At 50.1% G+C, this 22,677-nt stretch carries 14 protein-coding genes, 2 pseudogenes and 1 riboswitch; of the genes and pseudogenes, 5 read left to right on the top strand and 11 right to left on the bottom strand.

Annotation, left to right across the window (positions count from 1 at the left end; translation table 11 throughout):
* Positions 1–173: 173 nt before the first annotated feature.
* The 4 genes from rlmN to ACM1PF_RS22585 form a co-directional block, all read right to left on the bottom strand.
* The gene (gene rlmN, locus ACM1PF_RS22600; RefSeq protein WP_416667167.1) at positions 174–1,325 is read right to left on the bottom strand and encodes a 23S rRNA (adenine(2503)-C(2))-methyltransferase RlmN; all 1,152 of its coding nucleotides are present in this window, start codon (positions 1,323–1,325) and stop codon (positions 174–176) included.
* Between the two features lie 46 nt (positions 1,326–1,371).
* On the bottom strand, positions 1,372–1,803 hold the full coding sequence (locus tag ACM1PF_RS22595) for a response regulator (RefSeq protein WP_416667165.1): 432 nt from the start codon (positions 1,801–1,803) through the stop codon (positions 1,372–1,374).
* 138 nt (positions 1,804–1,941) lie between these two features.
* On the bottom strand, positions 1,942–3,756 hold the full coding sequence (locus ACM1PF_RS22590; protein ID WP_416667162.1) for a sensor histidine kinase: 1,815 nt from the start codon (positions 3,754–3,756) through the stop codon (positions 1,942–1,944).
* Positions 3,757–3,793: 37 nt separating this feature from the next.
* Positions 3,794–6,799, bottom strand: a complete 3,006-nt coding sequence (locus tag ACM1PF_RS22585; protein WP_416667160.1) for a PAS domain S-box protein — start codon at positions 6,797–6,799, stop codon at positions 3,794–3,796.
* Positions 6,800–7,507: 708 nt separating this feature from the next.
* Between ACM1PF_RS22585 and ACM1PF_RS22580 the strand changes: the two genes are divergently transcribed.
* The 3 genes and pseudogenes from ACM1PF_RS22580 to ACM1PF_RS22570 all read left to right on the top strand — a co-directional run bounded on the left by ACM1PF_RS22580 (position 7,508) and on the right by ACM1PF_RS22570 (position 11,359).
* Positions 7,508–8,221, top strand: a complete 714-nt coding sequence (locus ACM1PF_RS22580; protein ID WP_416667157.1) for a response regulator — start codon at positions 7,508–7,510, stop codon at positions 8,219–8,221.
* 113 nt (positions 8,222–8,334) lie between these two features.
* Positions 8,335–8,439, top strand: a riboswitch (Fluoride riboswitch).
* Between the two features lie 102 nt (positions 8,440–8,541).
* Positions 8,542–10,183 (top strand): annotated as a pseudogene (locus ACM1PF_RS22575) (cation:proton antiporter).
* A 258-nt stretch (positions 10,184–10,441) separates the two neighbouring features.
* Positions 10,442–11,359, top strand: a complete 918-nt coding sequence (locus ACM1PF_RS22570; protein ID WP_416667156.1) for a histone deacetylase family protein — start codon at positions 10,442–10,444, stop codon at positions 11,357–11,359.
* Between the two features lie 170 nt (positions 11,360–11,529).
* On the opposite strand, the gene ACM1PF_RS22565 is transcribed toward ACM1PF_RS22570, so the two are convergent.
* From ACM1PF_RS22565 to ACM1PF_RS22555, 3 genes are all read right to left on the bottom strand, one after another.
* The gene (locus ACM1PF_RS22565) at positions 11,530–12,492 is read right to left on the bottom strand and encodes a GNAT family N-acetyltransferase (protein WP_416667153.1); all 963 of its coding nucleotides are present in this window, start codon (positions 12,490–12,492) and stop codon (positions 11,530–11,532) included.
* 22 nt (positions 12,493–12,514) lie between these two features.
* On the bottom strand, positions 12,515–12,685 hold the full coding sequence (locus ACM1PF_RS22560; RefSeq protein ID WP_416667152.1) for a hypothetical protein: 171 nt from the start codon (positions 12,683–12,685) through the stop codon (positions 12,515–12,517).
* A 181-nt stretch (positions 12,686–12,866) separates the two neighbouring features.
* Positions 12,867–13,283 carry a peptide chain release factor 1 gene (locus ACM1PF_RS22555; protein WP_416667149.1) on the bottom strand — a complete coding sequence of 139 codons (417 nt, stop codon included), beginning with the start codon at positions 13,281–13,283 and terminating at the stop codon, positions 12,867–12,869.
* A 556-nt stretch (positions 13,284–13,839) separates the two neighbouring features.
* Between ACM1PF_RS22555 and ACM1PF_RS22550 the strand changes: the two genes are divergently transcribed.
* Both ACM1PF_RS22550 and ACM1PF_RS22545 read left to right on the top strand, forming a co-directional pair.
* A complete protein-coding gene (locus ACM1PF_RS22550) occupies positions 13,840–16,548 on the top strand; it encodes a hybrid sensor histidine kinase/response regulator (RefSeq protein ID WP_416667146.1) in 2,709 nt (902 codons plus the stop codon).
* Positions 16,545–17,765 carry an EAL domain-containing response regulator gene (locus tag ACM1PF_RS22545; RefSeq protein WP_416667143.1) on the top strand — a complete coding sequence of 407 codons (1,221 nt, stop codon included), beginning with the start codon at positions 16,545–16,547 and terminating at the stop codon, positions 17,763–17,765. The genes ACM1PF_RS22550 and ACM1PF_RS22545 overlap by 4 nt, the downstream gene beginning before the upstream one ends.
* Positions 17,766–17,781: 16 nt before the next feature.
* Here ACM1PF_RS22545 and ACM1PF_RS22540 read toward each other — a convergent pair whose 3' ends face one another.
* The 4 genes and pseudogenes from ACM1PF_RS22540 to ACM1PF_RS22525 form a co-directional block, all read right to left on the bottom strand.
* Positions 17,782–19,380 (bottom strand): NYN domain-containing protein, encoded by a 1,599-nt coding sequence (locus ACM1PF_RS22540; RefSeq protein WP_416667140.1) that lies wholly within the window; start codon positions 19,378–19,380, stop codon positions 17,782–17,784.
* A gap of 383 nt (positions 19,381–19,763) precedes the next feature.
* Positions 19,764–20,288, bottom strand: a pseudogene (locus ACM1PF_RS22535) (SLC13 family permease); the annotation flags it as partial.
* 163 nt (positions 20,289–20,451) lie between these two features.
* Positions 20,452–21,228, bottom strand: a complete 777-nt coding sequence (locus tag ACM1PF_RS22530; protein WP_416667137.1) for an RNA polymerase sigma factor SigF — start codon at positions 21,226–21,228, stop codon at positions 20,452–20,454.
* Between the two features lie 618 nt (positions 21,229–21,846).
* Entirely contained in the window at positions 21,847–22,674 is an 828-nt protein-coding gene (locus tag ACM1PF_RS22525) for a photosystem II manganese-stabilizing polypeptide (protein WP_416667135.1), read from the bottom strand.
* Positions 22,675–22,677 lie beyond the last annotated feature (3 nt).

The raw sequence follows: 22,677 nt of genomic DNA, 5'->3' as shown, positions 1-22,677 counted from the left end.
AAGCAACGATCAAAGCAACGATCAATAGCAAACTACTGGATGCTACAGAATGACCCGAAGAAATTTCGGCAAAGAAATAAGAATTGCCGGAATGAGCAGTAGCACCCTCGATGCAAACCCTGGTATTAAAGACCAGTTTAAAGCCAGTCTAGCAGCCCCCAATGTCCGGTTATTTAATCTCCTGACTTCAGCTTGTTCGCCCTTAACTGGCCACAAGCGGCATCGGCATCCAGTCCTCTAGAGTAGCGAACGCTGACAGCAATATTGTGCTGTTTCAGCATATCAGTGAAAGTTTGAATCCGATGGCGATCGGGACGTTGATAATCTACTTCCTGAATCGGGTTGTAGGGAATCAAATTTACATGGGTCTGAAAACCGCGCAGATGATGGGCCAGTTCCGCTGCATGGTCTGGTTCATCATTCAAGCCTGCCAGCAGAATGTATTCAAACGTCACCCGTCGTCCTGTGATCTGCACATATTCACGACATTCATCCAGTAAGGCTTCCAGAGGATACTGGCGCGCACTGGGAATCAACTGTTCGCGGGTTGGTTGATTGGAAGCGTGAAGGCTGACCGCCAGAGTCACCTGAAGTTTGTGTTCTGCGAACCGCCGAATTCGTCCAGGAATGCCCACCGTTGAGACGGTAATCAGCCGTTGCCCAATCCCGACATCTTGATTGAGCGATCGCACTGCCCCCAGCACCTGATCCAGATTCAGCAATGGCTCTCCCATGCCCATAAACACAACATTACTCACCCTTTGCCCAAAATCTTCCTGTACGGTTAAAACCTGATCCACAATTTCGTGAATTGCCAGATTACGCAGGTATCCTCCCTTGCCAGTCGCGCAGAAATCACAGCCCATTGGACAGCCCACCTGAGAGGAAACGCAGACAGTGAGGCGATCGAGGGAGGGAAGGGGGGAGTGGGAAGGGGAGCGGGAAGAGGGGAGAGTGCGGGAAAAAGTGGGAATACCAACCGTTTCAATGATTTGACCGTCGGTGAGGCGGAGCAGATATTTGACCGTGCCGTCGGCGGCCGCAGCGCGATAGTGAAGCGTCGATCGCCCAATGGGAAACTCTGCCAGTTGTTTCCGCCACGGCTTGGGGAAAACGGAAATGTCAGCGAACGATCGCGCACCTTGCTGATAAAGCCACTGATAAAGCTGTTTACCCCGGTAGGCGGGTTGCCCCTGCTGCTGCACCCAATCTGTTAGATCAGAAAGGGACTGCCCAAGCAGCGGTATTTGTTCACCCAGCGCATCACTGGCTAAAGGATTACCATCTGGAACATGAATTGCGTCAAGGGAACCGGAAGAAGACATAGCAACATCTGAAATTGGCTTAGTCTTCCATCTTAACGAACCCCGGTCAGGGTAGCTCACACAGCATCCAGTATTTATTCAGCGTAGACATAGCTTCCGCAAAATTAGCGAAGGTGACCGGCTTCAGGATGTAGCCTGCGACATTGAGTTGATAAGCCTCCACTCGATCGCGGTCTTGATTGGAGGTGGTTAAGACAATTACGGGAGTCATTTTGAGGTTGGGATCTGCCCGCAATTCGTGCAAAAACTCAATGCCGCCCATCTTAGGCATGTTTAAGTCCAGCAGGATCAGACGACGATTCGCTGGAACCATCGGCATTCCTTCTTTCTGGCTGCGGAGCATCGCAAGCGCTTCTAAACCATTGGATGCGACAAAAAGTGGATTAGAAATGTTGCTTTTCTTGAATGCCCGCCTGACATTCATCACATCGACTTCATCATCCTCAACAAGCAAAATATTGATCATCTTTTCGTCCATTGCAGGTGGTTTTCAAGCTTCTCTAGAGAATTAAATATCTGTTACATTGGTCACCATTTTAAGCTGCCCCAAATGGCTGTGACCTCAGCCACGAGTAGGAAATCGCTATATAAGATTACCTAATAACAGCGATATTTTCTACGTATTTTGAAACTCTACCGCAGGGGCTTGCTTGAGCCAGGTGAAGTGAAATGCGGTTCCTAATCCTTCTTGAGATTCTACCCAAATTGCTCCACCTTCCGTTTCTACAATTTTCTTCACAATGGATAAACCAATACCTGTGCTTTCCTTAGTATCACGGGCAGTCAGGGTTTGAAAAATGGCAAAGATCTTCCCATGATATTCGGGAGCAATGCCTGGGCCATCATCGGCGACAACAAATTCGTAGGCATCTTCTCGTCTGTGAACTGAGATTTGAACGTGTCCATCGGGTCGATCGCTGTGTTTAATGGCATTGCCAATCAGGTTAGCAAAGACTTGCCGCAGTAGCATACGCCGCGTGATCAACGTTGGCATATCGGGGGCAATATCAATCCTGAAGGACGCTGGGGGAGCCAGGGAATCGAGGATTTCTCGCAGCAATTCCTCCACCACTACTCGCTCGGTTGCAGTCTGAATGCGGCCGATACGGGAGTAGTCAAGTAAGCCGTTGATTAAGGCTTCCATCCGCAGCACTCGTCCCCGCAAAAGCTGCAATTGTTTAGTGTTCTCTTCTGGCAACTGGCCTTCCAAGTCTTCCTCTAGCCATTCTGAAAGGCTGGCGATCGCTCGCAGCGGGGCCTTGAGGTCGTGGGAGGTGACGTAGGCAAATTGCTCCAGTTCCTTGTTTCGGCTTTCCAGGGTCGCATTAGTTTGGGCCAGAACGGCGGTTAAGCGAACCAGCTCATCGGCCCGGGCTTGCAGCTTGGCTTCCGACTGCTGAAATTCAGTAATGTCCCGAATGATGGCAATACTGCGATCGTCTAACTGCATATCGCTAACAGAAATTTCAACCGGAAAGGGCGTACCCACCCGACGCAATCCTTTAGTCTGCCACTTGCGGTTGGGCAAAATCTCTGAATCGCCTGCTGGGTCAACCACACCCCCCTCATCTTCTAGCAAAAAATCTAATTCTCGCCCAATCACTTCATAGGGTTGGTAGCCAAACATTCGGGAGGCAGAGGGGTTAAAGATCTCAATCTTGCCCTCTCGATCCAGGGTGACAATGCCATCAATGACATGGCTGACGATCGCTTGCAGCAGAGATTTGTTTTCTCGCAGCAGCAGTTCCCGGTTCTCCAGTTCATAATCCAGACTGCGGAAGAGGTACAGAGATGCCAACGATCCTAAAAGGCTGACGGCCAGGGTTAACCATAGCAGCATAGTGGTGCGTTCCTGCCGAAGTGCCCGCTCCTGGAGATAGTTTTCCAGGACAGCCTGCTGGTGATCCTGAAACTGAGCAATATCCGATCGCACCTGATCCATAACCACCTTGCCTTCAAACAGCAGGCGTTCTATCTCATCTTCAGGCGGCTCAATTCCGGTTTCGATGCTGGTTTCAACCAGGGTCAGGATTTCAGTTAAAGTGCTAATCCGCTGCTGGGAGAGCTGCTGAAATCGCTCAAAGGTTTCAGGCCCATCCGGGTATGCTTGCAATAAGTTCTGCAAGCGGGCTTCCGTTTGGGGGATTTCAACCACCGACTGTTCGTAGGGTTCCAGAAAATCGTCTTGCTGGGTCAGGACATAGCCGCGCACGGCCGTTTCAGCATCGATCAGATCATTCAGCAGTTCCGTGGACTCTGCAATCAGTTGTCTCGTCTGATCGGTGGTGGTTTGGGCCACCAGGGCAGTTTGGCGCGACCAGATCCAGGCTCCGAAGGTGATCAGTAAGCACGTTGCCGGAATGGCTACGACTACAGCACCTCGATGACGAACGGGTAATTGGAGCCACTGCCTGCGTGCTTTTCGGAGCAAAGAGAATCCCATTATTGTCTAACGATTGCCAAAACTGCTATGAGGTACCTGCAACTTGCTTGGGCTGTTTGAGCCAGGTAAAGCGGAACGTGGTTCCTTGACCGGGTTCAGACTCAAGTGTAATTTTGCCTCCTTCAGTTTCCACAATTTTTTTGACAATCGACAAACCAATTCCGGTAGATTCTTTCACGTCACGGGACACCAGCGTTTGAAAAATGCCGAAGACTCGATCGTGGTGTTCTGAGGCAATACCCGGCCCATCATCGCACACAGAGAATTCATAAAGCCAGCCTTTGTCCTCTACCCCGATCTGGATATGACCATCAGAGCGATCGTGGTGCTTGATGGCATTACCGATCAGGTTAGCGAATACCTGCCGCAGGAGCAAACTCCGGGTGGTCAGGGTCGGCATTTCGGGATGAACCGTAATTTCAAAGGAGTTGGGTGGATCCAGGGAATCGATCACCTCATGGAGTAAGTTCTCGACGGAGATGGTGTGAATCGTCGTTTGAGTCCGTCCAGCCCGGGAATATTCCAGTAAGCCATTGATTAATGCCTCCATCCGATGCACCCGCGTCCGGAGTAGGCTGAGTTGCTGCTGATTTTCCTCAGGCAGTTGCCCCTCCAGGTCTTCTTCGATCCACTCCGACAGGTTGGCGATCGCCCGCAGGGGAGCCTTCAAGTCGTGGGAGGCGACATAGGCAAAGCGATCGAGTTCCCGATTCCGTTCCTCCAGCAGTGCCGTGGTGCGGGTCAGGATGGTGTTGAGTTGGCTGAGTTCCTGGGCCCGTTCCTGGAGGGAAAGTTCAGCCTGCTTCCGCGCATCGATATCCTCAACGATTGAGATCATGTACTTGGGGGTGCTCTGATGGAGGCTGCCGTCCTCTGCCAGGGAAGTCTCTCGCACCAGAACCACGGTCAAGTTAATCCAGGTAGGCATCCCATTTTTGCAAATGTAGCGCTTCTCCATTGAGTAGGTCGGGATTTCACCGGCCAGCAACTGGTTGACGTACTTCAGGTCAAGCTCTAAATCATCGGGATAGGTAATCGCCTGGAAAGTGGTTTGCAGTAGTTCCTCGCGGCTATACCCCACAATTTCACACAGTCGATCGTTCACCTGCAACCAGTGACCATCCAAGCCCACATGGGCAATTCCCACGCCCGCCCGATCGAACGTGACCCGAAACCGCTCTTCACTCTCCTGTAAAGCCATTTCTGCCACTTTGCGATCGGTAATATCCGTCAGGGTTCCGACAAATCCGATCGGCTCATCATAAATCCCAGTTTCCAGAACGGCCTGGCCAAAAACCCAGCGGATCGTTCCATCGGGGCGTTGGAACCGAAACTCGCTGCGGAACGATGTGCCCTGGGCTGCGGCCTGTTTTCCCTCAAATTGCACCCGCTCATAGTCATCGGGATGGACGGAGGCTTCCCAACCATTCCCTAAAGCCTGCTGGTAGCTGATGCCAGTAATTTCACTCCAGCGTTGATTCACATAGAGACAGTTGCCCTCCAGGTCGCAACGAAATATGCCCACTGGGGAAGTTTGGGCCAGGGTGGCATAACGATGTTCACTTTCCAGGAGAGCCGCCTCAGCTGACTTTAAGTTCGTGATGTCCATCACGCCACCGACAAAACCAAGAACCTCCCCCTGATCGGTGGTTTCGGGTGCAGCTTGCCCCATGACCCAGGTGATGCTGCCATCCGCTCGGAGAAATCGATATTCTGAACGAAAGGTGCGATCGCCCCGTGTTGCCTGCTGCCATTCTTCCCAGGTGCGCGATCGATCGTCTGGATGAATGGCACTGAGCCAACCTGCTCCCATAGCCGCCTCTGGCGACAAACCCGCCATCTGACACCAGCGATCGTTGACGTATCGGCAAATTCCCTGCGCATCACAGCGAAAAATTCCCACTGGAGAAACCTTGGCCAGGGCAGCATAACGTCGTTCGCTGGACTGAAGGGCCTGCTGCTCCTGCTTGCGTTCCGTAATGTTCTCGAACACAATGCCGATGGTTTGATTGGGCAAAGGAAAAACCTTCATGTGGAAAAACACTTTGCCCGTCTGCGGATTCTGGTAAACCACCTCATGCTTGTCGATCGCTTGCCCCGACAGGGCGACAGCCGCGTATAGATCCAGGTCAGAGCGTTTCCCCAATGCCACAGGGAAACATGCACCGATCGTCTGCCCGATGTAGTCTTGCAGAGGAATGCCAGAAAGCTGGGTTGCGGCTGGATTAGTGGCAATTAACCGCAGCGACAGGGAGTCCGTCGGATCATCCAAATGCCAGATGCTCAGACCAACTGGCAAGTTTTCAAAAACATTGGCGTATAGCTGGATCTGCTCCTGGGCAAAGTCTGCCTGCTGGCGTGCCTGTTGTTCGTTCAGCAATGCTTCGTCCCTTTGACGGCTTGAAATTTCGAGTTGAACCGCTTGATCAGCAATTTGTTGCTTTAATTCTACGGTGAGCTGTTGAACTTCAGCCTGGATGTGCTTACGTTTGGTAACATTTTTGCTTTCCATTAACAAATAGACGATCTCACCGTTCTGGTTGTGGAGTGGCTTTAAGCAAAAGTCGATCGTGAGCAGATGATTAGGAGCCAGACGGTTGGCTGAACCATTGGACGGATCGTCGGGCTGATCATCGAATTGACCAGACATCCGTGCATCAACCTGAAGCTCCTGTTCCACCCACTGCCCCGACGCAGCACAAGCCACTCCCCACCTCAACCGTTGGGCTAATTCACCTGAATCCGACCATCCAGGCAGTTGCCATACAGGAAGCTGTTGCCCATCCACCGCCGAAATTCTCATCAAATCCAGCATTGCCCGGTTTGCCTTCAGCAGCCTGCCCTCCAGGTCAAGCAGGGCCAGCGATTCAGAGGCTTGATCGAATGTCCAAAAATACGGTAAATCGTCAGTCACCTGAGCTTCGTAAGCGTCTAACCGCTGCTTCAACTGGGCTAGCTCCTGCTCCAATTGAATATAGTAGTTTTCCAGGGAGCGGCGCGAAGTGGATGCATACTGGGAGGCGTAGCTCATACCAATGTATATGGATGGATCAATAAAGTTGAGATAGCAGAGCGCATAAAACGGTAGTTTGCCAAACTATAAACTTTGGTGAAACGCAAGAAATATATCTGGAGTTAGATTTATGGCGATCGGCTCAACTCAGGGTGAGCTAATATCAGGCTATTGTTGTTAGGGTCAAACCTGATGGTTTGGGCATTATAGCGTTCACAAATTGTTTATGAACAAGGGGGTAGGGGCAACGCCCCCATGCCAGGGTTTTACCCCTGCAACCCGTTCAAATCCTACGGAGGATAGCTATATTATGATTGGATGGTATTAGGAAATTATCGAAGACTTCGGCTAAAACATTCAGTCAGTGATATCTAATACCGCAGAGGGATGTTCCTTGCCGATGCATCTTCCATAATTCGGATTAGGGTGGGTGTAGAGCATCTTTGGAGTTCTATTTTTTAGAAGATTCTACTTCGTGGAAGGTTCTAAATTATAGAGAATGCTTAAAAGCGTTCCAGGAAGTTCTAAACTCTCAAAGTGCTAAAAGTTCTAAATTTTTACTTTAGAGTTCTAGATCTTCGCCCCACCTCAGGTCTGACCATCTAGCTCTACAATGCATCAGATCGATGTGGATCTCTTCTGTATGGATCTCCGATGCAATGGAGCGATGCAGATTCTTGAGATTGCTAAGACAATTACTACTTATTGACGCACCAGTTGACAGAAATGAGCGAAATTAGCGTTGCTCTTATTGAAGATCATGATTTGACTCGTGTTGGTTTACGGACGGCACTACAGCGCCAGGACGGAATCAATGTCCTTGGGGAGGCTGCCAACGCGACGCAGGGCTTAAGGTTGTTGGAAAATCTCAAGCCGGATGTGGCGATCGTTGACATCGGTCTGCCAGATATGGATGGTATTGATCTAACGCGGGCTTTCCGAAAGTTTCAGGCGGAAAACGAAGGGTGTGGAACCCGTGTGCTAATTTTAACGATGCATGACAGCGAAGATTCAGTGCTGGCTGCTTTTGCGGCAGGGGCAGATTCCTACTGCATGAAGGACATTAGCATCGATCGGCTGACGGAAGCCCTGAAGTATACCAACGATGGGAACTCCTGGATTGATCCAGCGATCGCCACAATTGTGCTGCGACGGGTACGGGGATCTTCTGAACAGACCGCAGCTTCGTCAAAAACAGTAGCAATTCACGGGGTGGAACCAGAATATGAGCAGTTAATTGAAACTGCGCCACTGACCGAACGCGAACTGGAAGTGCTGGAACTCATCGTAGCGGGATGCAGCAATGCCACGATCGCCGAAAAGCTATACATTACCGTTGGTACGGTCAAAACCCACGTCCGCAACATTCTCAATAAGCTCTGTGCGGATGATCGAACTCAGGCGGCAGTTCTGGCCTTGCGATCGGGTTTAATTGGTTAGTAAAAGCCTGTCCAGGAATTGAGGCTCGATTGAGTAGAGTCGATCGGGATATAAGCAGGAAGGGTTTGACATCGTTGCCAAACCCTTTTTAGTCAAGTTCAGTAGATCACAAACCTTGAATGGGTGATGGAGCTCACCCTAACCGCCTTAAATCACGGGTGATTGATGCGCTGATAGTGCTTCGCTAGTGGCTGATGGCTGATGGCTCCTACTGTTCTGGTTTGCTGCCAGAGAGTAGGGGTTTTGTTGTTTCAATGCTCCGTTACTCCTCTGGTCATGACACCTGCGTTCTGTTCTACCAGCAAGGAGAAGAGCATGTTATGTTAACGAGTGCCCTGTGGATTCTGCTCATGGGCTTTTTTGCCGGTCAACTAGCCCGACGCTTGGGCGCCCCCCCGTTGATTGGCATGATTTTGATTGGCATTGCCATTGGGCCCCAGGTGGCAAATTTCATCAGCCCTGAAGTATTGGATGCCGCAGACGATCTGCGGTTGGTGGCCGTAATGATTATCCTGGTCAAGGCCGGACTGGGACTCGATCGAGAAAAGCTATCGCAGCAGGGTACAGTCGCTCTCCGGCTGGGATTTTTGCCTGCATCCATAGAGGCGATCGTAGTGGCGATCGTTGCTATTTTCCTGTTCAACTTTGATGTTTTGACGGGGCTACTCCTGGGCTGTGTTGTAGGGGCAGAATCCCCAGCGGTGATCGTACCCGGAATGCTGCGGCTCAAAAGTCAGGGTTGGGGCGTAACGAAAGGGATTCCCGATGCCATTTTAACGGGCAGTGCCCTATCGGATGTTCTACTGCTCCTTGTATTTGAACTGCTGCTAAATTTCCTGGGCAGGGCGGGACAGAAACCCTGTCTTTACCCGGAGGAATAGCCCTCTCTCCCCTTCAGCTTTTACCGTTTCAGGTGATTCTGGAAATCCTCCTGGGATTAGTTGCGGGTTTTTTGGCCGCCCGGTTATTAATCTTGCTGTTAGTCAAGCAAAACTGGACCAGTAATGCCGTTCAAGATACGATCATTGCTGCGAGTATTGCTTTGTTTTTAGTGATTTTCCCCAATGTCTTTCCCTATTACTCTGGCTATCTAGCAGTGATGGCGATGGGCTTCTTTTTAATTGAATTAGATGCTCCCCTGGCCGGATCATCCGCAGTGGATTTGATGTTTTGTGGACGATCGCAGAAATTGTTTTATTTGTGTTGTTGGGAGCGACCATTCAGCTTCAGGTGCTTGGAGATGTTCTCTTACCAGGATTGCTGCTACTGGCGATCGGGCTGATTGTAGGACGGGGAATCGGCTGGTATCTTTCCACGCTGGGTAGTAATTGGACGGGGTCAGAACGGGTATTTCTATTACCGGGAAACATGGCGAAAGCGACGGTACAGGCTGCCATTGGAGCATTACCCCTGGCGGCCGGCATTGCAGGAGGAGAAATTATTCTGGCCATTGCCGCCCTCTCCATTCTGACCACGGCCCCGATCGGAGCCTGGGCCACCCAGTTTTTTGCCCCCAAACTGCTGGAAAAAGGAGAAGTCGATCCCACTAAAGTGGCAGTATCGGGTCGTCCCATCTTCCTGGCAGCCGTAGACGCTTCTCCCCTCACCCCCCTTGTTCTCCGCAAAGCCGCCGACCTGGCCCGCCGCAGTAGTGGGAATGTCATCGTGTTGTACGTAGATGCGATCGGAGAGGCGCAGGTTGCAGTTCAGATACAAAACCAAAGCAAACAAATCCTGGCTGACATTCGCCATGAAGTCCTGATCCAACCCGGAGTGGTTCCAGAGGAAATTGTTCGAGTCGCAGAAGCGCGGCAGGTGACGGATATCGTGATCGGCAAGCGCAGCCATCAACCCTGGGAAGATGTACTTATCGGTTCAATTTCTCAGACTGTTTTAGAAATAAGTCCAATTCCAGTCATCCTGGTCGATCAGCACCCTGCAACCAGACACCCTGCGGCATAGTCAGTCCTGATGTAGGCACGGTAGGGCATTGTCCAGCCGTTTTTGACCCTGATTGGCTATGGAGTCCGTCTAAGTTGCTGGATCTCGGCAGGACAGTGACAATGAGTTAAGCCACACGACTCCCCACTCCCCACTCCCTACTCCCGTTCGGCTGACGCTCACGGCGGAAGCCCACTCCCCACTCCCTACTCCCCACTCCCACTGTGGTCTATCCCTCTGAAAACTGCTGTCAATCCCATCCCTCGCTCTCAAAACTCAATGGATCTACCGATCGTTTACCATCCTGACTATGTTTCGCCCTTACCGCCAGGGCATCGATTTCCCATGGCAAAATTTGGGCAATTGTATGAAACGCTGCTTGCCGATCAGATTGCCCATCCATCCCAATTTCATACGCCCACATTGCCCCCCCGTGAATGGATACAACTGGTGCATACATCGGAGTACGTGCAGAATTACTATGAGGGCACCCTGGAGAATAAAGCGCAGCGACGGATTGGGCTACCCTGGAGTCCGTCCCTGGTGAACCGTACTTGTATTGCAGTGGGCGGAACTGTGCTGACAGCCGAACTAGCGTTGGCAACAGGGCTGGCTTGCAATACCGCAGGCGGGACTCATCACGCCTTTCCCTCCTATGGCTCAGGGTTCTGCATTTTTAATGACATAGCGATCGCCACACGAGTTTTATTAGAGCAGAAACGAGTTCAGTCTGTTCTGATTATTGATCTGGATGTCCATCAGGGAGACGGTACAGCATTCATCTTTCAGCAAGACTCTAGAGTATTCACTTTTTCAATGCATTGTGCGGTTAATTTTCCTGGTACTAAACAGAGCAGTGATTTGGATGTACCCCTACCGGAAGGCATGGAAGACGACGAATACTTACAGACTTTAGCCGCGTATTTAACAGATCTATTAGCCGAGACTCAGCCCGATCTGGTGATGTACGATGCAGGAGTAGATGTTCATTCAGCCGATCGGCTAGGTAAGCTGGCCTTGAGCGATCGGGGAATTTTTTGTCGAGAGATGCAAGTATTGCAAACCTGTATCTCTCAAGGGTATCCAGTTGCCTGCGTCATTGGGGGTGGTTATGCAGACGATATGAATGCACTTGTGTATCGCCATTCGTTACTCCATCGCGTCGCCAGTGATGTATTTCGTCAGTACAGGTTATAAACCCGTTTTAGGAATGCAAATTCACTCATCTGATCTTGTGGGGTGGGCAGCGTTTCGACTGAGCTCAAGCCGAAGTCTTGCCCGCCCAGTCAAAGAAGCAGAACGGGGCACATTATTTGATTCACACTCCTTAGTCAAAGAAGGGTCAGCAATGCCCACCCTTCCATCATTTACTCGATCGCCTTACTGTAGCAAAAGGACGAATACACCCGCCGAAATCCCACCGATTCGTACAGAGAATACGCCTGATTTGGATTCTGGCTATCTACTCCCAGGAAGGCCGTATCCATACCTGCTGCTTGCAGACGATGTAAACCAGACAACAGCATGGCCCGCCCTAATCCCAACCGTCGATAGCCGCGTCGTGTACCCAGCATCCCCACCCAGCCTTCCAGACACTTGCGGTGCTGGTTTTCCTCCGGGTCAATGTGGTTATGACAAAAGGCCGCATAGGTTCCATCGGGAGCCACCGCCACCAGATCGAGATCGGGGCGATAGGTAGGATCAGAGAGCCAGTGGTTCGCCTGCTCCAGGGTCATGGGATGGAAGTTCCAGTGGTCAATAAAGGTTTGATTATGCATTTCCACCCAGGCAGAGACTTCAAACTCCTGCCCCGTCAGGAGGGTATATCCCTTCGGGAAAATGGGTTCAGGAATTGGCTCAGTGAGCGATCGCTTCATGCGGAAAAACGATCGTTCCCAGGTAAAACCCGTTGCCTCAAATAGCCCAATTTGATTCCGTTGATAATCTCGGCAGCTAAGCGATAACTTTGCAGGCAAATTTTGTTCTTGCCCTACCTGCCAGGTTCGACCTTCAGCCCAGGTGATAATGTCCTGTTCTAAGCCTTGATGACGCAGGGTGGGATGCACCCGAAACCAGAGATAAGCATCCACCTCATCCACCATTGGATCGGGAAGCCAAATCTGACCAAAGCCAATCAGTTGATCCGCATCGTTGTACCATAATTTGACATCCAGTTCCGGCCGCAGATTGGGAGATGTCAGCTCCAACTTCAGGCTCGAAACGGTGTAGTAAATATCTTCCCGATCGATCGCTTCACAGGTGTTGAGCAAATTGACGATCGGTTGTAAATCAGTTTCGCCCTGATAAGGACGCATCGTTAAAGTTGCCATGAGTCAAACCCTCAATGACCGATTATCGAAACAAACCGCGCTCTAAGAAATAATTGGACTGAACTCGGTGAAGTTGCTCAACTGCATTCTTGTGGGCGGCATCTATTAAAGGCTGTTGCTGGAATTGATCTGGCTTCTGAGGAGAAGCAGGTTTCCGCTTTGGACGATGAAGTCGGTGAACAAAGAGCAGCATTTGCTCATCCTCCGATTGTAATACAAGGTACTACAATCGACTACAGACGATTCCAGAACAGAACCAACTTAATTTGAATGGCACTGAATTAAGGCGGGTAAGCACCCACCCGGACAGAAATCAAGGCTCTAAGCAATCAAGGCTCTAAATTGTTAGGAATCAATCCCTGGCTTCTGTCCCTCTACCGCCGCCAGTACCGTCGCCCCTTCCAGAACACTCCCACGAGAATCCCCGCCATTAAAATTTGATCCACGCCCACCAAATTCACCGTTAGCGGCAAAAGCGACTTCACCAAAATCGCCAGGATGACGCACAACACCAACGCCCACAGCACCCCTGCCGTAATCACAAGACGGGGATAAACTTTCTCCAGCCAGTACACCGCCAGCGTCCCAATCCCAAAGGCGATCGCAAACCACACAACCATCACCAGTACAGGCGAGAACAGAATTTGCAGCACATTGGCAACCCCCGGAACGTACTGGGCACTTACCAGCAAAATCACCTCACCAATAAAGACCATCAGGGCTGTGGCAAATCCCGTCAGAGCCAGGGAGAGCCAGGGTAAATATTTGAGTTGGCGAAGCGGATTGCTCATAGGAAAATGGAAGGAGTAAAAGGTAGGCAGAAACATAACATATCCGTAGGGGCGCACTGCTGTGCGTCCTGACTATGCACCTGTGTGCCCTGACTGTGTGCCCTGACTGTGCGTTTTGACCGTGTGCCCTGACTGTGTGCCCTGACTATGCACCTGTGTGCCCTGACCGTGTGCCCTGACCGTGTGCCCTGACCGTGTGCCCTGACTATGCGTCCTGACTGTATGTCCTGACTATGTGCCTGTGTGCCCTGACCGTGTGCCCTGACTATGCGTCCTGACTGTATGTCCTGACTATGTGCCCTGACTGTGCGTCCTGACCGTGTGCCCTGACTGTGCGTCTTGACTGTGCGTCCTGACCGCAGATTTCTGCAAAGATTAGGATGCCATTGTATTGCGGATCCATCTCCAACGGGTAGATTGAAACTGAGTGCATACCCTGAAGGGATTGGCTCAATCAGCCATTTTGTCAGTCCTGAATTTTCAAGGATAATCTCTAACATAATAGAAATAACTCAGGCAGGCAGCACAAACCAGCACTCATCAAAAAACGACCATAATGGCGAAGTCTAATTCTGATTTTCAGGGAGAGCGATCGCCCTCCAATGATGACTCAGCCTACCGTCGGCTGTTTGAGGTACATCCTGAACCCATGTGGGTATACGCTCTGGAAACTCTGCAATTCCTGGCAGTCAATCAAGCTGCGATTAATCATTATGGCTATACCCGTGACGAGTTTTTGTCCATGACCCTTGCCGACATTAGCCTTTCCGCCGATGGGTCTGCCCTACAGGAGTATATCCCTACAGAGGAGATGGGCTTAAATCACGCGGGAGTTCAGCCGCAGTGTCGGGCAGATGGCAGCGTCATTTTAGTGGATATTATGACCCACATCCTGGAGTTTGGTGGGCAACGCGCTGCAATGGTAATCGCACGGGATGTAACCCAGCAACGGCAGACCGAAGCAAAAGCTCAGGAAAGCAAATATTTATCACAGTTGGCTGGACGAATCGCCCGATTGGGAGGATGGTCAGTGGATCTGCTCACACAACAGATTCAATGGTCGCCTCAGGTGTATGCGATTCACGAAGTCCCCCTGGATAGTCCTGCCCCTGTCCTTACAGCAGGGATTGACTTTTATCCCCCAGAATACCGCGATCGAATCCGCCATCTATTTATGACCTGTGCCGAGCAGGGCATTCCCTATGATGAAGAACTGCAAATCATCACTGCTAAAGGGCGACGGATCTGGGTACGGACGATCGGTGAGCCGGTTCGAGATGAAAACGGAACCATTGTCAAAGTCCAGGGGGCATTTCAAGACATCACTGAGAAGAAACACGCGGAACAGGCATTGATATTCAGTCAGCAGCAGGTGCGTTTGCTGGCCGAGTCCTTGCCGCAAATTGTTTGGACTGCTGAACCAGACGGAACGGTAGATTATGCCAATGCAGCGTTTTACGACTACCTGGGAGAGAACCGCAATGCTCATCACGTTTTACAAAACTGGTCAACCTATCTTCATCCAGACGACGTAGAAGCCTGTATCACTGCCTGGCAAACCGCTGTTAACAGTGGCAATCCTTACTGGGTCGAGTTTCGCGTTCGGAGCCGAGCCGGGGAGTATCGCTGGCATTTAGTCACAGCGACCGCCATTCGCAATGAATCAGGACAGATTAGCAAGTGGTATGGTACAGGATTGGATATTCACGATCGCCGTCTGATCGAAACCCAACTGCGAGAGAGTGAAGCCCGGTTTAGAGCGGTTGCCCGCGCAACGGCTGATGTCATTTGGGATTGGAACCTGAGAGACAATACGGTGTGGTGGAATGAAGGCTTCCAAACTGTCTTTGGGTACTCTAGTGCAGAGATTGAACCAGGGTTAGAGTCCTGGACACGGCGAGTTCATCCAGACGAACTGGATCGAGTCATGACTGAGATGAATCAGGTGTTCAAGACGCACCAGTCCGTTTGGGAAGGGGAATATCGGTTTCTCCACAAAAATGGCTCGTGGAAAAATGTGAGCGATCGTGGGTATTTAATTTTCGATGATGATGGTCAACCCGTGCGATTTGTAGGAGGCATGACTGATATTACCGAACGCCTTCTCCTGGAAGAGAAACTGCGCCAATCCCAACGGCTTGAAGCGATTGGTCAACTCACAGGCGGAGTAGCACACGACTTTAACAACCTATTGACCGTGATTCTGGGTAACACCGACTTGCTCGCTGAACAACTGAAAAATTCTCCTAATCTGCACATCCTGGCCGAGATGACTCAATCCGCTGCCCAACAGGGAGCTGACCTCACCCATCGCCTGCTCGCCTTTGCCCGTCGTCAAGCCCTCACCCCCCAAGTCGTTAACGTTAACTCCCTCCTGACTGGAATCGACCCATTGTTACGACGAACCCTCACGGCCAACATTGCTATCGAGCTGGTTCAAGGAGGGGGATTATGGAATTGTCTGATCGATCGGGTGCAACTTGAAACAGCCCTGCTCAACCTCTGTCTGAATGCACGAGATGCTATGCCCAATGGCGGCAAACTGACCCTGGAAACCGCTAACGCCCACCTGGACTACGCCTATGCCGAGCAACACCCTGAAGTCACCGCCGGTCAGTATGTTTTGATCGCCATCACCGATACAGGAACAGGCATTTCTCCAGAGCATCTTCATCAGGTGTTTGATCCCTTTTTTACAACCAAAGCGGCTGGAAAAGGGACTGGATTAGGCTTGAGTATGGTTTACGGCTTTGTTAAGCAATCGGGTGGCCATATCAAACTCTATTCAGAGTTAGGGGATGGCACTACGGTTAAGCTTTACTTACCTAGAGTGCTTCAAGCAGAATCCAGCCCTGTTTTAGATGACATGACCGGCATTCTCAGAGGCAGCGAAACGATTCTGGTGGTTGAAGACAATGACTTAGTCCGATCCTATGTTGAAACACAACTCCGCAGTCTGGGCTACCGCGTTATAGCCGTGCAAACGGGTGATGCAGCCTTTCAGGTCATTCACCAAGACCCCACCATTGATCTGTTATTTACTGATGTGATGATGCCGGGTGGCATGAATGGCAAACAACTGGCCGATCGCGTCCGAAAACTACGACCGGAACTCAAGGTTCTATATACCTCTGGATATACGGAAAATGCCATTGTGCATCAGGGTCGTCTTGATCCAGGTGTACTTTTACTGAGTAAACCTTATCGTCTGCGGGATTTGGCTCGGATGGTACGTCAAGCCCTGATGGTTGGGGGGATCACGTGACTGCTACGGAGAAGCAATATCGCCTGCTAATCCTGGATGATGACGCTGCTGTCGGCATGACGATCGCCGCTATTGCCGCAACCCTGAACTTTGAAACTCGTGCTACTTTAACTGCCGCAGATTTTTTCCAGGTTTTGTCGGAGTGGCAGCCCACTCACATCGCGCTGGATTTGGTTATGCCTGAGGTGGATGGCATTGAGGTGATGCGCCGTTTGGGAGAACAACAATCCCAGGTGGCGATCGTGATTACCAGTGGTGTGGGCAGTCGGATTCTGGATGCGGCCTATCGCTTGGCAATGGAACAGGGATTAAATGTATTGGGGACTGCCTCAAAACCATTTCGCTCTGACGATTTACGCCGCTTGCTAACCTGCAACATCGTCAATAAATCTCCCCTGCACAATCATTCTATTTCGCCTGAACGACTGACCATTACACCAGACACCCTCTACAAGGCGATTAACCGCCACCAGTTTGATGTCTGGTATCAACCTAAGATCTTTTGCCAAACAGGAAAGCTCGCAGGATTTGAAGCCCTGGTTCGTTGGCATCATCCCGAACTGGGGTTGGTCATGCCCGATCGCTTTATTCCCCTGGCAGAGGAGTGTGGAGCGATTGAGCCTCTCACGGAGCAGATTCTCACTCAGGCCTTGCGGTGGTTTTCGACGCGCTGTAGCAGTCCTGAAGAGCTGTTGTCTCTCAACATTTCCGCCAAATCCCTCAGCAATATTCTTTTCGCCGATCGGGTTGCAGTTCTCTGCCAACATCAAGGAGTACAACCGCAGCAGATCATCCTTGAAGTCACAGAAACCAGTGCCATGAGTGACCCGGTAGCTAGCCTGGATGTATTGACTCGCTTCCGTCTGAAGGGACTTAATCTTTCAATTGATGACTTTGGCATCGGTTACTCATCCCTGATTCAATTAGCGCGCCTGCCCTTTTCCGAACTGAAAATTGACAAAATGTTTGTCACTACAGCCATGCAGTCCGATGAATCCCGCACCATTATTAAGGCGATCGTGGGCCTAGGCAACGGCCTGGGGTTGCGGGTAACGGCGGAAGGAGTAGAAAATGAGCCAACCCTACAATTCTTGCGGGACGTGGGGTGTAATCTAGCTCAAGGCTATTTCATTGCCCGCCCAATGCCCGCAGCTCAAGCTTTTAGCTGGCAGAAACCCAATTGGGCAACGACTCCTCACGATACCCAGCCCGGATGAACCATGCCCTCAGGGGCTAAACTGCATCCGGCAGAATTTGTTGCAGAATCTCTTCGTCATACATTACGTCTTCATTAAAATCGGAGAAGGCATCAGATAATTTTTGCGCAGCCGTATCTCTGAGAATGTCAATCACTGTTTCTAAGCTCACTATCTCTTCTTTAAGCGATAGTTTTTGCTCTAAAATGGGAACGCCTTCAGGGTCTTGAATAAACATTTCTGCTGAGATCAAACTACGCACAGTCTGTTTCACAACCTCTAATGAAATTTCTCCGTTTAACCCACTAACAATCCTTTGAGCCAGAGTTTCTAGATCAGTTTGTCTATTGGGATGGGCAATCAGCCAGGCAGAAATTGTATATAGTTCAGTTGGAGAAGGAAATTGATAGATCGGTTTTCCTGCTCCTAAAATGGATAGATAGGTTTCGACTGAATGAATTTCTCTCTTCTCCAAATCAGGCAGGATTTCAGCCTCTGTGGAAATTGAAGTGCGAAGAAATACCGCTATGTTTGAATTGGATGCAGAAAGACGAGCCAGACAAAACTCTGTGTCTTTACAAACATATTGCATATACTCAGAAAACTTGGGAAAGCCTAAATGAAGCGTTTTCTTGAGTTTTGGAATCGTATAGCCTATTCCCTGTTTAATAAATGATAAGAAAAGACCGGTTTCAATGAGAGCCGATCGACACTCCTGATCGGTGCTATACCACCTGAGAACATCTTGCGTAAACGATACAGCTTCTTTTGGTGAGGCGGGAACCCTGCGTTTAATTTTTTGCGCCAGCCGCACATTACGGGGATCCAGTTGGTAGAGAGTATCGGGAGCACTCGGAGTCATTAGGGGCGGAGTGCTTTGGGTTGCGATCGGTAAGGCAGGTTCCTCTCCCTCCGTCTCTAGGGGATCAGGTAGGGCAATAAAGTGATCGCAGGCACTCTGAAAATATCGGCTCGCAGAACTTTGATAGGCGCAACCAATCACGGTTTTTCCCCGTTCCCGGAGGGGACTCACCAGAGACATGAAACCACCATCTCCAGAAACAATCACGAAGACTTCAATAGATGGACGAGTGTTGGACAGATTAATTGCATCAATGACCAGTTGAAAATCCGCAGCATTTTTTGTAGGTTCATGGGAGAATCCCAGAACTTGAACAGGTTCAATACCCAGCTCGTTTATTTCTCTGCGAATACTTCTCAGCCCAGGCATACTCCAATTTGCATAGGCTTTTTGAACTGCAATTTTTTCAACGGTTTTTAATTCCTGGATAGCCTTAAGAATATCCTTAATTGATATACGATTTGCCGTTCCACTTAAACGACTATATCCCCGCAATAGATTTTCAAGATCATAGAAAATCGCTGCTGTTTTGGCTGTAACTCTGCCAGGTTTAATATGACCAATCTGTTCTTTTAAACCTATTAGCTCATCTCCCCACTGGACTGAAAGTTGTTCTAATGTATTCTCCATCCGAATGAGTCGCTGGTTGATTTCAGGAGATAAACTGACTGATTTAGACGGATTAGCAATTTGATTAACTTGCTCTTTCAAAAGGCTTAACTCAGCATGGTTTTGAACGGTGAGATCCTCCAGTTTGGATAATGCATCAATCATTCCACTTTCAAGCAAGACTTCTGCCCTGGATTTTGTAGAATGGGATCGCTGCGATCGCGTCAGTAACCCCCCTCCAACTGCACCCGCTGTACTGGCAGCAACGACAGCGATCGGTTGAGCAGGAAGCGCGATAGAGGTGATGGTACCCATGACTAGCGTACTAATCCCTACTGTTACTAATTGTTGATTCAGCATTGTTGAACTAACGTTATTTCCTGGACATCTGAAGGGCTGTCAAATTAGTTTTTGCCCCCCAACATAGCCGTTTAATTAGATCACGTTATAACTCACAGAAAATCAATTTGCAATTGCGGCACAGATTAGGATAATGTCCGGGATGATGGGGAACAGACAATATTCAAGTGCGCCAAATAATCCGTTTGGGCAAAAAACAGGTACTCAATTCCTGAAAACGCGCCCACTAGAATATTTTGAGGATTGCCGTTCAGGGTTGCTACTGAGCCAATGTTAGTGGCGGCAGCCAGGGCCAGAAGATAGGGAATGGGATTCAGTTTGAGTGCCTGCGCCAAGCCAACCGTTAGCGGTGTAAAGACAATGGCGATCGTGTCATTCAAAAATATGGCTGAAAGGGTCCCACTACCCAGAGTCAAAGTCACCAGCAAACCAAAGGGGCTGGTCGTGATCCGAGTTAAATAGGACAGGGCAAGCTGAAAGAATCCCGCATAGCTGAGATAGGCATTGACGATCATCGTACTGAGGAGAAACAGGATCGTCGTTGGATCGATCGCAGCCCAGGCTTCACTGAGTGACAGCGTTCCTAAGGCAATCACTCCAGCCGACCCTGCAATGGCGATCGTTGCCCGATTCATGCGGAGTCCAGGGAGTGAACCCAATCCCAGCCCAATATAGCTGAGGACAATAATAAGATAGCGTACGAGTGTTATCAGGATAGTGGCTGTGGTTGATAGGAGAGCGGCTGTGGACGAAACCCCAGCAGGCGATCTGTCGCACCGTGAGTCATTATGGGATCTATTTCATCACACTTTTTCATCTCACATTCACCTTCATCCCCCGTTTATCGCGCTAAGGGATTCACGGCTTAACCAGAGGTTAGACGGCTGGCCCCACCATCATCTTTTTCAGCAGCTTCAGCCCGCGTTTGACTCGACGAGAAACCGTTACAGCACTAATTCCCAGGCGTTCTGCCGTTTCTTTTTGGGTCAAGTCGTGGAGGAAAACAAACTCTAATACTTCACGAGTCCGGTTTTCTAGTTGCACCAGGGCTTGCTGTAAGCGAATTTGATCTTCCTGAGCCAATTGAAAACTATGGTATTGGGCATCGGGAACCAGATCTCCCAGTGAGGTCGAGCCTTCATCTTCATCCCGCATCGGTGCATCCAGACTGAGGGGGGCGCGGTTGCGATAGGCGAGCTTAATTTCTTGCCACTCATTCAACGAAATTTGCAAAGCTTCAGCCACTTCTGCATCCGTTGGCGATCGCCGCAGGGTAACTTGTAGTTCGCGCGTCACACTCGCAGCCTGATGCTGGAGGGCTTGCCAACGCCGGGGAATCCGGACGGGAGAGCCTTTGTCTCTGAGATAATGCTGAATTTCGCCTCGAATGTAGGGAATGGCAAAGGAGCTAAAGGCGTGACCTTTGGAAACATCAAACCGTTCGATCGCCCGAATCAAACCCATACTACCGACTTGCAGTAAGTCGTCGTAGCTTTCGGTACATTGATTGACCCAATGGTGAGCTTCTTTTCTAACAAGTCCATAATTGAGCTGAACCAGACGATTCCGAAGTGCGGCAGAAGGATTCTTATAGTACTCCCGCAGTAGTTGCAGGCTTTCACTTTTGAGTTCAGTAGCGACTGGGGTAAGCATGACGAGATCCAGTAGTATGGGGCACTAAACAGTACAGAAGTTCGGTCATTCTGGGTCAGAGCAAGAGTCCGATGATTTACAGGGGCTTTGCTTGACTCAGATTGGCAAGAACCTTTGCTGAGTTTCAGAGGTATGTGTCTGTTCATTACGAAAGCGATCGACTCATCAACTACCGGAGACAATCAACCAGGAACACTAAGCCAGGAACACTAAACCAGAGACAGGAATTTAAGGTTGTATCTTCCGCTTTCAAAAAACTAGACTTCTGAACTTGCAAATTAACCGTATTCGTTTAGACAGATCTGCAACAACTGCATTTTCACGGAACCTCTGCCGATCTTGCCGAATTGCCCTTAAATCAATCATCCATTTGCAAGGGAATAGGGGGTGAAATGTCCAGTTCATCAGGCATCCAGAAATTGTGACTAACTGTTGCTTCAACTGCGGATTCTACGGAGAAAACCGTAGGGGTGGAGTAACGTCCCAACGATTATATCGAGGGATGGCAAGGAAATAAACCGCAGAAAACAAGCGTAAAAAAACGGAGAAGATCCGATCTTCCCCGTTTAAATCATTCTTAAGTTTTGATCAAAACGTGCGGATAGCGGTGAGAACCAACTAGAAAGTGGGTTCAACCCGACCATAGAAAATGCCCTGGATCTTCACGTCTACCGGCTCTTTACCGCCCATATCAGTGTCAGACGGCTGAATGCTTTCAAACGTGCCTGCAATTTCCCCCGTTGCCCCATTCACCTGAGCCACCTGTAAGGAAATTTCCCCCGTACCCACCTGGAAAGACTTCAGGTTTTCCTTCACCAGTTCTTCATTGTCAGCCCGCGAAGGAAGTGCCACTGCGTTGTCGTAGCCTGCGGTTAAACCTCGTCCCTTCGGATCTAAGAAGTTAGAGGTGCGGTAGGACGGTACTTTAAACTGACCAATCAGATCAGTAGATGTATTGATGCCTGTAAAGCCAGGGCGAGTCGCAGCCACCAGGTCTTTAATCGTAAAGAGGAACGGATACATTTCTCCACCGGGCAGTTTCACCGTAATGGCCTGAAAATCAAATCCGTCTTCTTCAATAAACGTTAAAGTGCCATCAGAACCAACCTTCAGCGAACCACTGACCTGATCCAGGGTCGAAGTTTGTCGCGTCAGGGGCTTTCCTGCAATGAACCGAGCCTCTTGACGTTTGCTTGTAGGTTCTTCTCTAACAAAAAAGCTAGTAGGCTCTAAGCACAAACCAGTAATAGTGTATGTTTCGCCTGCATCGAGGGCGATCGAACCACGGCGAATTTCTTCGATTTTGGGGCAAGTATTTGCCAGACCCGTACCTCGAATTTGTTCATAGGTGAGTGCAGCCGTAGAGTCGGGTGAACCGTCACTGCACGCTGTGAGCAAACCCAGGCACATCGCCAGGACTGCTGCAATTAAAGCACGATACCTCATGAT

It is taken from the genome of Egbenema bharatensis FJBBOT/2019 (assembly GCF_048077055.1).
In the GTDB taxonomy this organism is placed as follows: domain Bacteria; phylum Cyanobacteriota; class Cyanobacteriia; order Elainellales; family Elainellaceae; genus Egbenema; species Egbenema bharatensis.
This window is presented reverse-complemented; position numbering and strand designations above follow the sequence as displayed.